Consider the following 15,384-nt stretch of genomic DNA (forward strand, 5'->3'; position numbering starts at 1 on the left):
CTCTCAGCAGCTTTGTAGTTGATAGTAAGTTGGGGGCTTCCTCGCCTACAGGCGCAATGATAGAACTATCTCATTGTTTCTATATTGAAATATATGGCGACAAAGATCTTTATCGCGCCATTCAAAAGAATAGTGCGCCAATTTTACTTTAAGCCTAAATACATTGAGCACTCGAACGGAAACACCATTGTTTTAGACCGATCACTCTATCCCTCTACTAGAAAGGAAAATACGCCAATAATGTTTTCAATAAAGCTAAACTTTTTTGACAGTTATACGGTTCACATTAGTCGCCCCCCCAAAGCACCTTTCTGTAAGTAAGAGAGCGATCAAATACCCTTCATCTCTGTATCTACGCTCACAAGCGCATGCTGAAATTTGATCTGGTATAACGAACTGGCACGCACCGAAGGTAAGAAGTGTTTCCATAAACCCTATCTACAAAGGTGATATTAAATTCCACAAACAGATAAGTTATTAGCCTCCAAACCATGTGTCACCTGAAGACAATACGAATTCACAATTGGGGAATTCACTCTCAATCGAAAATAATTATAAGTTTTTCAAAATATCCATTGCCTTCAGTAACGTTAATAACCAGCACTTTTTCCTAAATCTAATGTCACAACCACCAGGAATAGGGACTTTCCGTGAAGTAGGAAAGCCTGTCACCGAAAGGCAAATATGCAAATACCTACCCTTTCAAAGGAACTTATTTATCACAAACGGCAACTAAAAAAGCCGAAAAACAAAAACATAGCCGCGTACTAGCGCGGTAGGTTATGGGCAAAATCGACACAATCGGGATCGCATTTTAGATCTTTAGGTCAGTTAATCTGAGCTTTAAAATCTGCTATCGCAATACTGTATCTCCCGTGGTCTTGACGCCTGCCATAAGTGGCAGAACAGGCACAGTTCTACCTATAAGAAGCTTGCAAGGATGCTGTTAAACCTTCACTGGATGCACTTTGCGAGATAAAAATGTTATTACCAAAATCTCTATCAATTTTTCCTCGTAGCACAACTGATAATAAGTTTTTTGGGGAATCGTGCTTAAAAGAAAAGTGGTCGAGTGTCTCCGCATCGAGTGCATTTTCGTAGAAGAACTCACCTTACGTCCGCTCAATATCAGTACCCGGAGATATAGCTGATGATACTTAAAAAACACCTATTGCCTCTCGCTATGGCAATATCGGCTTTAACATTTAATGCCACTCCAGCGCTTGCCGACTTTGGTTCCAAGCACGATAAAAACCGAGTTCCCAAGCACGCAAGAAAAAACCAAAGACAGCAAAGGACCACTCCCTTCGATTTTAGTGAAGTCTTCGATACCGTACAGATATTGCATGCTGGGGCAATTGAAATTCACCTGGGTGGGCATTTAGAGCAATCTGATCTCGAATCCATGGATACCTTGGAAGCCTATGTTCATGCTTTTGAGGAGGGCGATGAATTATTCGAGATGAATTACAACGCTCTCGACGGGGTCGGCGTAAATGTGGGCAACGGCAAACGATTCACCAGTTTTCCTCGACCCGACCTGAAAGGGCCAAATGCATGGGCTAACGTCCTACCCCATCGAACGACAGGCCCCAATGGTGATTCCTGTATCAGTTGTCACAACGTACCCGTAGCCGATGGCGGTGGCGGCGTTAATGACAATGTGATTCGGATGGACCCCGAGCGCCAACAAAAAGGCTTTATCGAACGTCAGTCACCCCATCTGTTCGGTATGGGGGCTGTACAATTGGTAGCAGAAGAAATGACTGCCGAACTGCATACCCAACGGGATGAAGCTATCAGTGAGAGCTGCGCCTCCGGTACAGATACCACTGTCACACTCACTGCAAAAGGCGTTAGCTTTGGTGAGATCTCCGTATCCTGTGATGAGGTTAATTACGATAACGTTGAGGGTCTCGATACTGATCTGGTAGTCAGGCCTTTTGAGTGGAAAGGCCTGACGGGATTTGTTCGTGCATTCGTTCGGGGAGCAGCACATCAGGAGCTTGGTATGCAGGCGACTGAATTGGTCGGTGATGCAGATAGTGACTTTGATTCGATCACTAACGAGCTCAGTGTTGGTGACATCACCGCGTTAACTATCTACAACGCAGCACAACCCCGTCCGGTGACAAAAATCGAGCTTAACAGCGTGATTGATTCACTAACAGAAGAAGAGCAGGAAACTTACGGCCTGCCCCTAAGTGATGAAGAAATCACCAGTATCGAAAATGGCGAAGAACTGTTTAGCTCTATTGGCTGCGCCTCATGCCATTCTCCCGAGATGGAAGTTTCATCACCGGTATTCTATGAACCTTCTCTGCACGCCAACTACCGCGATGAGACTTATCCCGCAGGCGATATAGCCGGCCTACCCACTCAGTCCCTGCAGTTCAACTTACTTACAGAGATCATGGATAATCCTCAGGAGCTTCCTTCTGGACAAACGCTGGGGCAATTTGAGGAATCGGAAAATGGCGGGGCTATAGTCCGCCTATATGGTGACCTTAAGCGTCACGATATGGGAACAGCCATGGCCGAGGAAATTGATGAGGGCAATGTGGGAGCCTCAGTATTCCTTACAGAAAACCTATGGGGCGTTGGCTCTACACCACCTTATTTACACGATGGACGCGCCACCACTATAACTGAGGCGATTGTCTATCACGGTGGTGAAGCTGAATCCAGCAAGGAACAGTTTGATGCCCTGAGTGACACTGAAAAGGCAGACCTGGTCAACTTCCTGGATAACCTGGTGCTCTATCTCGCGGAAGAATAAACGGAAGACTAACTCTATAAACCTGAAGCGGGGCGGCCACAGGCTCGCCCCGCCTCTCTTTATCCCCTCCCTAATCGGGAACATTTCGCTGGTGCCATTCAGCCAGGGTCTCCTCTGGGTAGCTTCCAAATATTTCGTCCCCTTCCCGGATATCTGGCTGCACCCAACCCGGAGCATAATCCAGCATCATATGGCTACGGACCGGCGGTACCGGCAACTCAGAATCAATCGCAGAAGCGAAAGGGTGTACCAGTTCTGGCCAGCGCGGGTCCCAAAGCCATAACGCACTGCCACACTTTGAACAAAAATGTCGCCGTGCCGGACTCTTCCCACTATTTTCCCGACTTTGTATCCCAATTTCAGCCTGATAAACACTTAAATAATCCTCGCCCTCCACTTTCAGGGTTTGGAAATCTGCCCCCAGGTTAATAGCAAAGCCCCCTCCTCCAGCAGTTTTTCTGCATATTGAGCAGTAACAACGGTTGAAGGGATAAGGTTGCCCGGAGTTCAAACTGAACTTAACCGATTGGCAGTGGCAAGATCCTTTGAGTTTCACAGTATTCCCCCAGACTTTTACCTTTCGTTCCGCAGGTGGTCAGAATGACGGTTTTACAAACCGCACAGATTCCTGTGCCATTTTTGTCGATGGCTGAAATTGCTACACAAATCATAAGTGTATCCGGGCTAAACTGATTCACCATCCACAATGAGACTCAGGGCGTCACACCAATGAATGAACCTATCAGGCATGATAAGTGGCAGGCTCAAGAGTACGTAAACGCCTCTGACATGCAGTGGCGCCACGCGATGGAAGCCATACATCGCTGCGATTATCGCCAGGCAGCCACTATTCTTGATGTGGGTTGTGGCGATGGCAAGGTGACCCGCTATTTAGCTGAGCGTATGACGAATGGCAGGATTATCGGTATTGATCTAACCGAGGATATGATTTGTTATGCCAATAAAAATTACGCCAATATACCCAACCTATCCTTCGAGCAAATGAGCGCAGACGAAATCCTTTTCGACTACAAATTCGACATTATTTTTTCTTTTAGTTGTTTACACTGGGTAGCGGACCAAGCTCAAGTCTGGAATAGTTTTTACAAATATTTAAAAGATAACGGTAAAGTAGTTTGTGGTTTTCAGGTTGATCATGAAAATTTCTGGGAGACTGTATACGAGGAACAAGAAACAGCTACATGGAAACCCTATTTTGAAAGTTTTCACGATCCTTATAATCACTATACGCTAGAGGAAATGCGGAACTATGCCGAAGAAGCAGGCTTCTACTTACCAAGATTCGATGAAATCTATCATGTGGAAAATTTTCAAACCTGGGAAAATCTCACTACCTTCTTTCTATCATGGGTTCCCCAGTTCCGCCATCTAGGCCACCCAGAAAGAGAGCAGTTTGCCGACCAGGTAATGAACAAATACTATAAGAAAATCCACCCGGAAATGCGAAAGGATGCTGGGGTAAGAATCAAACGATTTATTATTGAGGCAGAGAAATAGATTCTCTTCAAGCTTTCCTCATAGCACCAACACTCTCACCTGCTGCCGTAGAGAATTTGTATATATTTCTATAAATAATACTGGCACCAACTATTAACCTAATCAGCTCAATTAAGTAGTGAGCGCCTCTTAAAGCTAAGTACGCAACAGATTCTTCTGGGGATACCGCATACACTTTCCTTCCGTATCTTCAGCTTTTAAGCTGGCTGCACCCGAAGGCACAGCCAATCAACTTCTACAAATTACTCCCAAGCATCAGCTAACGCTGAACTCCATTCAGCCTGCTGATCCGTATTGAGATTAATAACACCATTTACAGGCGTACCAACACCAGTCATGAACTCTGCAAGCCCGGTAACATTTTGAAATGGCAGCTGAGCACCAGTTTCCACAGCAAATACTTCTATCGCACTTTCGCTCGACTGCCAATTACGTACCTGTATCTTTTCAGTCCCAGCGAGCAGATAGATATCCAGGTGCTCACCATTAATTACCAACCAGAGATCCTCTGGAGCAATTGCACCCTCAAAAAGTACTACATCTAAGCTACTACTGCCGTTATCGATAATTACATCTGTACCGTCACCTCGGGCAAATAGATAGCTATCATCTCCTGGGCCTCCCTCCAGGGAGTCATTACCTTCACCGCCACGAATAGTATCTGCAGTGTTGGAACCTATAACGGTATCGTTGCCTTTCTCAGCACTGATTTCTTCGATGGAATCCAGTACTGTGGAGGAGAAATCCAGAGTGTTGTTACCTGTAGTCCCCTGAATTTTATCCACCCCCTCAAGCCCATCAATAATTTCCACAGTAGCCGTACCGGAGTATGCTGATAAACGAATTAAGTCATCGCCAGTGGAGCCTCGGATCTCATCGGTGCCTTCACCACCGGAGTAACGGTCATATCCCGTGTCACCCGCAGTTAATAAGAAGAGGTCATTACCCGCTTCACCATAGAGGTTATCACTGCCGTAACCACCTTCTATCGTGTCTGCAGCTACTGAACCATAGATGGTGTCATTGCCATTGCCCGCCTCGATAGAAGCAATACCAATCAAAGAGGTATTGCGGAAATCCAGGGTATTGTTGGCAGTGCTACCCACAATACGATTCATCCCCTCTTTTCCATCAATTACCTCGACAGTTGCAGTACCAGAGAAGACGCTAAAGCGAAATTCATCATCTTCATCAGTCCCTTGTAAAGTATCACTACCCTCTCCCCCTTCATAACGGTCATAGCCAGTATCACCGGAGGTCACCTGGAAAATATCATCGCCACCATTACCATAAAGAGAGTCACTGCCAATACCACCAACAATAAGGTCTGACTCTTCAGAGCCCTTTATGGTGTCATTCCCCGCAGCTCCATCAATCAAAGTGATACTCTTTAACTGAGTCACAGTGAAGTCCAGGCTATTATTGGCACTGGTACCTAAAATACGGTTTTCACCTTCAGCACCATCAATTTCTTCCAGGATATTAGCTCCAGTAAAGCTACTGAAAATGAAATCATCGTCCTGATCAGTGCCCAGTAATCGGTCTTGTCCTTCACCGCCGTTATAGGTATCCGACCCCGTGTCTCCATTGGTAAATACAAAGGTATCGTCACCATCGCCACCGGACAAATAATCACTGCCCAGACCACCAACAATAGTATCCGCCTCGGCAGTACCATAGATGGAGTCGTTACCCGCAGCGCCATCAATCTGTGCAATACCGATTAGTTCCGCCTCAGAGAAATCCAAAGTATTATTGGAGCTGGTTCCCACAATTGTGTCGATACCGCCCTGCCCATCAATAACTTCTACAGAAGCATCACCGGCGAAAACACTGAAAATAAATGTATCGTCGGATACAGAGCCTTTTAATGTATCTCGGCCTTCGCCACCTCGATAAGAATCTGAGCCAGTATCACCTTCAGTTACCAGGAAGATATCATCTCCAGCTTCACCATAAAGTGTATCGCTACCGATACCCCCCTCAATAATATCCGCTTCACCGGAACCATAAATTACATCATTCCCTGCAGCCCCATCAATCAAACTTATATCGATCAACTCTGTTTCGCGGAAATCCAGGGTGTTGTTAGAGCTGGTACCCTGAATGGTATTAGAGCCTGCTCCACCATTAATCCGCTCTACCGTAGCGGTCCCACTAAATACAGAGAAAGTGATGGTATCGTCAGAAGAAGTTGCCAACAGAGTGTCAAAGTCATCTCCACCATCAATACGGTTGGAACCGGTATCTTCGCCACTGAGTACAAAAATATCATCACCGGCATTACCGTATAGGTTATCGGAGCCAGCCGATACGACAATTCGATCCGCCTCGGAGCTACCGTAAACCGTATCGTTACCAGCACCCGCATCAATTTCAGAAATATTATTGAGTTGTACTTCAGAGAAATCCAAGGTGTTGTTGGAAGTTGAACCGACAATTCGGTTGTTGCCCCCTGCACCATCAATAACTTCTACCCTGGCATCACCACTAAAGACACTTAAGCGAACTTCATCATCACCATCGGTCCCTAGTATCTGGTCACTTCCTTCACCACCTCGATATTGATCAAAGCCAGTATCACTGGCGGTCAGCACAAAGATATCGGCTCCACTATTGCCATACAGCACATCAGAGCCAATTCCCCCTTCAATCACATCCGCAGCTGCCGAACCATAGACGACATCGTTACCTTCAGCAGCATTAATTAGATTGATGGAAAGCAGCTGAGTATCGGTAAAGTTCAGAGTATTGTTGGAGGAACTACCTATAATCTGGTTATTCCCACCATCTCCATCAATCACCTCTACCGTCGCAGTACCAGAAAATACACTAAAGCGGAATTCATCATCACCGGAAGTCCCCAGCAGCCAGTCATTGCCATCACCACCGGTATAAACATCGAACCCGGTATCTCCACTGGTTAGTAAAAAGCGATCGTCACCGCCTTCACCATAAAGACGGTCACTGCCAAGACCACCGACAATTTCATCGGCTACATTAGAACCGTAAAGCGTATCGTTCCCGGCCTCTGCATCCAGACGTGCAATATTGATTAAGCTCACATCGCGGAAATCTAAAGTATTGTTAGATGAAGTACCTAAAATCCAGTTATTACCTTCAGCACCATCAATCGCCTCTACTCGCGCATCACCACTGAACACACTAAAGCGGAACCAGTCATCGCTATCGCTACCGATAACCTGATCAAAGCCAGTACCACCATTCACACGGTCAGAACCGGAATCCAAGCCGCTGATATAAAAAATATCATCGCCAGCATTACCGTACAGGCTATCGCTTCCACTATTACCGATTATCTTATCGCTGGCGGAACTACCATAAATAGTATCGTTGCCGCCGAGACCATCAATAAAGTCGATATTCAGCAACTCGGTATTGGAAAAATCCAAGGTGTTATTCGAGGTGGTGCCATAAATTACGTTATAGCCAATGGCACCATCAATTCGCTCAACTGTATTTTCATCACTGAAGACACTAATCCGGATGCTGTCATCCCCAGTGCCCCCTAATACCTGGTCAAAGCCTTCACCACCATTAAAGCGATCCGCACTGCCATCATTATCCTCTACCAGGAAGATATCGTTACCACCCTCACCATAAAGCGTATCGGCACCACTACCACCGATAATGACATCATCACCGTCACCACCATAAATTGTGTCGTTACCCCCCTTACCATCGATTCGATCGGCGGTATCGGTACCCTGTAATGTGTTATTACTATCGGTACCTTCCAAGGTAGTTTGCGACTCACCGGCAACAATATCCCAGACAAACTTGGAAAAATCTAAGGGTTGCCCTGCGGTATGGCGAATAACTAACAGCTCATTACTGAATGCGCTACCATCAGATCCGATATCGGCAAAAGTTAGAGTTGCACCACTGACAATCGACGCGCTGTAATTTAAATCGGGAGAATCGAGCAAACTTAGACTTGCACTGGCGTCCTCCAAGCCTCCACCCAGATTATCCAAACGTGCCCGATAGCTGGATTCCAGTTCTGCCCCATCATTAACCGGTACCTGGCTTTCCAGGGAATAATCACAAATAAACAGAACCTGCCCAGTTGTTTCATTATCCAGGTTGAGCAGGCTCACACTGTCCAATAACTGGCCGCTGTAGGCATTATCATTACTCTGTACTGGTTGGAATACCAAGCTGTAAGCCATATCCCCATCCACAGAGCAGTCATCCAATCCCACCAGTTGGATCAGCTGCGGAGTCTGCCAATTATCTGCGGTAAACTGGAGATAGTTATTACCAAGAATTGCCGCCTCAGAATCATCAGAGACCCCAAGATTCAAAGTCAAACTGGTATCTGCCGCCAGGGCCTGGTCCAGGCTAACCTCAAGCACAGCGATACTAGTACCCGCTTCATCGGTTTCAAGGTCTGTAAGTGCCTGCACCGTAATGTGACTTTCCCGCTCAGGAACTTGAATGGTGCAGCAACCACTGGTTGTTACCGTATTTTCTCCATCGGTAATTTCCAGCTCCAGGCTATAACTACCAGCTAATAAATTAGAAACATCCCAACGGTACTGATCGGAGTCCCCATCCTCATCCTCACCGATACCTTCAGCGATCAGGGTTCTACCGCCACCTTCATACAAGTAATAAAGGGCAATATCTGCATCGCTGTCGGGATCACTGTCCTGCCACTGAATAAGTAATTCAGCTTCGCTGACGGTTATATCACTCGCCGGCAATACCAGGGATATTTGCGGAGCATCGTTAACCCCGTTCTCATTAATAAAGAAAGTATTGGCCGCACTCCAGTCACTAGCCTCACCCTTGCTGTCCTCAGCCTGAGCACGCCAGTAATAGTGGCTATTGTCATTGAAATCAAACACGGGGGTCCACTGGGTAGACGCCTGAACCTGGCTTGCCACTAACAGAGTCAAATCCGCATCGGAGTAGACTTCAAAGCGATACTGTACGCTATCGCCATCGGCATCAGTGACTGGGTTAACTTCAAACAGAGGACGCAGGCTCTCTACTACCGCAGCAGAACCAGGATTTTGCAGGCTCGGAGTTGGCGGTGCCGTGTTATCGGTATCCACACTAAAGCTGGCAGTTACCCAACTAGTCTCTACCTCGCCATCGCTGGCTTTAGCGCGCCAGTAATAAGTAATATCCTCTTGCAGACCTTCAGCTATCCAAGATGTCTCCAGCTGCCCTTCTGCAATTGGACCTGAAACCACTTTGCTATCACTGTCAAAACTCGCCAGAGTGTCCAACTCAAAGTAGTAAGTAAGCGACTGCCCCTCTGGATCGCTCCCGTTAGTTAAACGTAGCTCTACATCATTATTATCAAGCCAGCTCGATAAGGCACCATTGGGAGACACTACAGCGGGCGCTATAGGCGCATCGTTTAATGTACTAACAAGGAAGGAACCCAAATCGCTTTCAGTGCGCAAACCGTGCTCATCTTCTACCCAAGCCCGCCAAACATAAGCATTGTCTTCAATTAAGGGGTTGGGTACCTGCCAGCTAGTCTGGAAATTACCACCGGGCAGCAGACCGGAAACCTGGGCACTGGGATTATCCAGATCGGACTCATGGAAAAGATCAAAACCATAAGTCAAAGTATCCCGGTCCACATCGAAAGCGTGAGCCACAATCAACTCAGGACGGATTTCAGCAACAATCCCATCCAACTGGGGGGCATTGATTGCCGGTGTAGTGGGAGCATCGTTAGCTGTATTTATAAAAAAGCGGCTCGCCTCCCAATTGGACGCGACCGAGACATCTCCGCTTTCAGCATCCACAAGGGTAATTGCACGGGCACGCCAATAATAAAGGCTGTTATCGAGAAATACCTGGCCGGAAACCAAGTCATCGGCACCCACCACCCATGCCGTAGTATCGACGCTCTCTTCCAAAGTAGCACTGGCGACTTTAGTTAACATCGCCTCATCGGCATAGACTTCAAACTCATAAGCAACACTTAAATCCGCCGCATGCTCACCATTGCTGAGGGTAAGTACCGGTAACAATTCCGCAGCACCAGAAAGTACTTCAGCATCAAATACCGGGCTAGCCAACTGGGGCTCGCCTGGGGCTACCTCTGGCACAGTGGGGTCACTGCCTACGTCCTCCTCTTCCGCATCGCTGCGGCCGTCTTCATCGTAATCGCCACTACCATCCCGATCCAGGTTACCGAAGTGCTCCATTTCCCAGGCATCATCTAGGCCATCACCATCCGTATCAGAAGAGGGGTTTATTTTCAGGTTAACCGCACGAGAACTAGAGAGAGCACCATCACTGGCTGCAAAGGAAACGACATAATTGCCCGCCTGACCAACTGCCGGTTCCCAACGAAATATACCGGTACCATCGCCGCCATCGGTGAAAATAGCCCCAGAGGGCAAGCTGCTGGAAGAGAGTTGCGGCACTGTGCCATTGGGATCGGAGGATTGCACCAGGAACCCGACCTGCCCTCCTTCGTGAGCGGATCGGTCTAAAATTGCTTGAATCACCGGCGCCTGGGGCAGCGCAGCAGAATCGGTAAAATGTAGGGTATAACTATCTGCACCCTCATAATCAAAGACATTGATAAAGTAATCAAAGTCCACTTTATTAGCCGCACGCTTTTTGGATAACCAGTAATTATTTTTCTTTAATTCGCGGCCATCCTCGCCCACAACACGCTGTAATACTTTCTCTCCAGCATAGGGGTCACTGACCTGGATATAACCAAAGCCCTCGCCGGCAGTACCAGTTAAACTGCGGGTTCCATCATTTTCAGAACCCAAAGTGTAGGAAAGCGTATCCACCTCCGCACAACTACGACACAGGGCCAGATCAACACCGGTATTTTCACTCTCATACACCGCAAGACTGCTATCAGCGGTATAGGCCAGATAGTCCAGAACGTTATCGCGCCCCGGTAAATCCACTTGTACATCTTTAATTAACAAGTGTGCATTGGTGGCATCAATCAGCGAGGTCAACTCTCCGCCCAACTCATCATCGTGGGTAAAGCTGGCCTCAAAGCTAGTGAACTGACCGGACAGAGAGGACTCCATCACCCAGCGCCCAGCCTTCATTCCCTGAGGAGTGATATCACCAAAATTAATCAACAGGCTGGGGCTTTGTGGCTCGTTCTCCACAAAGCTATTAGTAATCGCAAAATCGATCGCCAATCCCTGTTCGTTATCCACAATTTGGGGCTGGGCAGATTCAATATTGACTGAACGTGCAGTGCCATACCCGTTATTATCGACACGCACGCCAAGGGTATAAGGCTCTGGGGGCTCGATTTCTGTGGTAAAGGCATCATCACCTACAACCTGCTCAGTGAGGAAGTAATCCAAGGTCAATAGAGGTTGGGGTTTTACCACAATAGAATCCGGTGCAACTTGCACCACTTCATCCTTACCCCCGTAAGAATATGACAAAGTAGCGCCGACAAAAAATAGTTCGCCGTTATCAGTTTGCCCAGCAGCATTGGCAGTGGGAACAATCAACCAACGAAATTCCCCGACATTGCCCGCGCTGATCTCTCCATCAGTAACTGTGCCATCCTCTGCCGTTACTAGAGAACCAATATTCTGGGTATCGTCAATACGAATAAAAAACTCTGCATCAATGGCAGAACTATCGGAGGTTGCAGTGACCTGATTACCCTCATCATCGGCAAAATCCACCGTGATTGCGATATCCTCAATCGCAAAGGTATCCAGGCTATTGGTAATCCGCATAATCGCTTCAAAGCCTTGACGCTCAAGTGTCAGCTCCTGCAATATTTCAATACGCACTTCTGCACAGAGCGACTCTTCTTGGGCTACTGCAACCAGTGGTGTAGTAAGAGTACAACACCAAACTGCAGCCCATCTCCCCCAACCTTGTAACATACTCAATATTTCCAGATATCACCTTAAAATTAAGGTGTTTTTATAAAATCAAAAACCCAAGTCGTTTTTATCAGCCTTACTATAAGAGCGAGCATCTTTATGTATTTTAATAGGCACACCATTAGCATCCATACTATCTTTAGCATCAGACAACTTATTTACTATATATTCCTTTAACTCCAAAAAATCTGAAGCAAGTATATCTAACTCACCATCCCTAAAGCAGAGAAAACTATATATTTTTATATCACCATGAGAAGTGTGAAGCACTAGAGCGGGATAATGAGCTTTATAGTTAAAACTGTAATCCAGAATATCATCCCATTTACAGCTGGCATCCGAAGTAAAAGGTAGGAAAATACTAGGCACATAAACACCAGAATCATTTGCGATGACTTTACGGTTACGTGGACTTACCATCAAAAAATAGGCAACAGAACCGAAGAAGCACCAGAGTGACAGTACGTTAATGCTTCTTGCTTGATTAAAAGAGTCACCAAGGTACCCAAAACTTCCGAGCACCATTACAAAAGAACCAAGCAAGATAAGCTTTATGTAACCTATTGGGATTTTGTAACTTATTTCCATTTTTAACGAATAAAACCTCAATCCAACACCGAGTACAACTCCATAAAAATCGAGCACCAACAACTATATAATTTTCACCCACTGAAATCTTCGCACCTTCAACAAAAGATAGATTCCTAATAGTCAACTCATACCCCAACCTTAAAAATCAACCAGCATAAAGATCAAAAAAACGTAAGAAACTTACAACGACCTTTACACCTCAAGACTCAATACATCTCCAGCTTAAAAACCACCCAAAATAATCAAACAATATAAAAACCATAAAAAACAAAAAGTGGAAGACCAATGCATATAAAAAGATAAAAAAATGATAAGAATCCTGGCTTCTCAACCTCTATAGAGGAGCAAGATGGTCGCTCTTTATCGTAATAAACCAACACCTCACCATCAACTGGATACCTTGACATGATTGTATCAACATCCTCCCGCCAAGCAGAGTGGGTCCTTGCCTCTGAGGTATAATACAGCCCACCAACAAAATACCCATACCCAAAAGAATAATGAGTTTCACCACGACGATGGTAACCTTTAGAAGAGGTGATTACCCCTGGGACAGAACTATCTAAATCACAGAATACAGTCTTTGCCAAAGGTGAAACAATACCCCAAGCAAATTCAGCAAAAGCTACCATAAGGGTTAACGTCAGGACACAACCAAACCAATTAAATCTTTTTTTTACAGGTAACCCAGGAAGCATATATTACTCGTCCACATTTTTAGAAACTTAAATCAGACAACTATCAGCCTAGTCCTATATTTTTTATTACTTCGCACTTTATCTCTTACACCATCCGCCTATTCATTCACTCACTACACCAATCAAATATCCCACAATCCCCCATAGAAATTCCATTAAGACGTAGGGATGACGCTTTATTCTTGCAATATTGTCTATTTTTCTCTCTCCTCAATGGACCTCTATTCATATTTTTTGAAGCTCTCTCAGAGGCTTTGCCATACCTATCTGCCATATTCTTTTCCCCAGACTAGCTAAAGTATCAGCTCTATTAGCAACCCATCCTTTATTAGCCGTACGTTTTTTAGACAGCCAGTATTATTTTTATTTAACTAGCGATCACCTTCACCAACAACCTGCTAAGTAATGAAGTAATCCAAGATCAATAAAGATTGGGGCTTTACCACAATAGAATCCTGTGCGACTTGCACCACTTCATCCTTACCCCCGTAAGAATATGACAAGGTAGCACCGACAAAAAACAGTTCGCCGTTATCAGTTTGCCCAGCAGCATTGGCGGTGGGAACAATCAACCAACGAAATTCCCCGACATTGCTTGCGCTGATCTCTCCATCAGTAACTGTGCCATCCTCTGTCGTTATCAGAGAACCAATATTCTGGGTATCGTCAATACGAATAAAAAACTCTGCATCAATGGCAGAACTATCGGAGGTTGCAGTTACCTGATTACCCTCATCATCGGCAAAATCAACCGTGATTGCGATATCCTCAATCGCAAAGGTATCCAGGCTATTGGTAATCCGCATAATGGCTTTAAAACCCTGGCGCTCAAGTGTCAGCTCCTGCAATATTTCAATACGCACTTCTGCACAGAGCGACTCTTCTTGGGCTACTGCAACCAGTGGTGTAGTAAGAGTACAACACCAAACTGCAGCCCATCTCCCCAAACCTTGCAACATACTCAATATTTCCAGATATCACCTTAAAATTAAGGTGTTTTTATAAAATCAAAAACCCAAGTCGTTTTCATCAGCCTTACTATAAGAGCGAGCATCTTTATTTATTTTAATAGGTACATCATTAGCATCCATACTATCTTTAGCATCAGACAACTTATTTACTATATATTCCTTTAACTCCAAAAAATCTGAAGCAAGCATATCTAACTCACCATCCCTAAAGCAGAGAAAACTATATATTTTTATATCACCATGAGAAGAGTGAAGCACTAGAGCGGGATAATGAGCTTTATAGTTAAAACTGTAATCCAGAATATCATCCCATTTACAGCTGGCATCCGAAGTAAAAGGTAGGAAAATACTAGGCACATAAACACCAGCATCATTTGCGATGACTTTACGATTACGTGGACTTACCATCAAAAAATAGGCAACAGAACCGAAGAAGCACCAGAGTGACAGTACGTTAATGCTTCTTGTTTGATTAAAAGAGTCACCAAGGTACCCAAAACTCCCGAGCACCATTACAAAAAAACCAAGCAAGATAAGCTTTATGTAACCCATTGGGATTTTGCAACCTACTATCACTTATAAATCCTAAGTTAAACTTAATAACATTTTGAGCCGCTCATAACCACACCGTCAAATTACCCATGAGAACAACAATGTGGGTTTACCTTCTTTCCCATCAGGAAACCCTACATTCACCGCCACCCTTGACTTTAAAACTACTAAGCCTGTAGTTGAAAAAACCCACAGAAACATATACCAGCATGAGCCATATTATTAAATTCAGCTCGATTTCAACCAAAATAGATTTGCAAAATATTTAATTATCGTAAAAAAGTTTTGCATACTTTTTAATATAAACAGCCATAAGAGAACCCTAGACCCATCCTGAACGCTCAATGAAGCACATAATCGGCCTATCAAAGGAGGGTACAAATATCCCATAAAAT

At 45.2% G+C, this 15,384-nt stretch carries 8 protein-coding genes; 2 read left to right on the forward strand and 6 right to left on the reverse strand.

Translation table 11 applies throughout. The features are described from left to right. The first annotated feature begins 1,150 nt into the window (after positions 1-1,150). The gene (locus P0078_RS08890) at positions 1,151-2,779 is read left to right on the forward strand and encodes a di-heme oxidoredictase family protein (RefSeq protein WP_282934047.1); all 1,629 of its coding nucleotides are present in this window, start codon (positions 1,151-1,153) and stop codon (positions 2,777-2,779) included. A gap of 70 nt (positions 2,780-2,849) precedes the next feature. Here P0078_RS08890 and P0078_RS08895 read toward each other — a convergent pair whose 3' ends face one another. Continuing rightward, positions 2,850-3,335 carry a GFA family protein gene (locus P0078_RS08895; protein ID WP_282934048.1) on the reverse strand — a complete coding sequence of 162 codons (486 nt, stop codon included), beginning with the start codon at positions 3,333-3,335 and terminating at the stop codon, positions 2,850-2,852. 173 nt (positions 3,336-3,508) lie between these two features. Between P0078_RS08895 and P0078_RS08900 the strand changes: the two genes are divergently transcribed. Then, on the forward strand, positions 3,509-4,297 hold the full coding sequence (locus P0078_RS08900) for a class I SAM-dependent methyltransferase (protein ID WP_282934049.1): 789 nt from the start codon (positions 3,509-3,511) through the stop codon (positions 4,295-4,297). 242 nt (positions 4,298-4,539) lie between these two features. On the opposite strand, the gene P0078_RS08905 is transcribed toward P0078_RS08900, so the two are convergent. The 5 genes from P0078_RS08905 to P0078_RS08925 all read right to left on the reverse strand — a co-directional run bounded on the left by P0078_RS08905 (position 4,540) and on the right by P0078_RS08925 (position 15,013). Continuing rightward, positions 4,540-12,177: a beta strand repeat-containing protein gene (locus P0078_RS08905; protein WP_282934050.1), complete on the reverse strand. Its 7,638-nt coding sequence runs from the start codon at positions 12,175-12,177 to the stop codon at positions 4,540-4,542. A 48-nt stretch (positions 12,178-12,225) separates the two neighbouring features. Next, complete coding sequence (locus tag P0078_RS08910) at positions 12,226-12,822, reverse strand: hypothetical protein (RefSeq protein WP_282934051.1); 597 nt, start codon at positions 12,820-12,822, stop codon at positions 12,226-12,228. A gap of 188 nt (positions 12,823-13,010) precedes the next feature. Continuing rightward, positions 13,011-13,466, reverse strand: coding sequence for a DUF3592 domain-containing protein (locus P0078_RS08915; RefSeq protein WP_282934052.1), 456 nt, complete (start codon positions 13,464-13,466; stop codon positions 13,011-13,013). Between the two features lie 398 nt (positions 13,467-13,864). Further along, positions 13,865-14,425, reverse strand: a complete 561-nt coding sequence (locus P0078_RS08920; RefSeq protein WP_282934053.1) for a hypothetical protein — start codon at positions 14,423-14,425, stop codon at positions 13,865-13,867. A 48-nt stretch (positions 14,426-14,473) separates the two neighbouring features. Continuing rightward, positions 14,474-15,013 (reverse strand): hypothetical protein, encoded by a 540-nt coding sequence (locus P0078_RS08925; RefSeq protein ID WP_282934054.1) that lies wholly within the window; start codon positions 15,011-15,013, stop codon positions 14,474-14,476. Positions 15,014-15,384 lie beyond the last annotated feature (371 nt).

The sequence above is a fragment of the Microbulbifer sp. VAAF005 genome, assembly GCF_030012985.1.
Taxonomy (GTDB): domain Bacteria; phylum Pseudomonadota; class Gammaproteobacteria; order Pseudomonadales; family Cellvibrionaceae; genus Microbulbifer.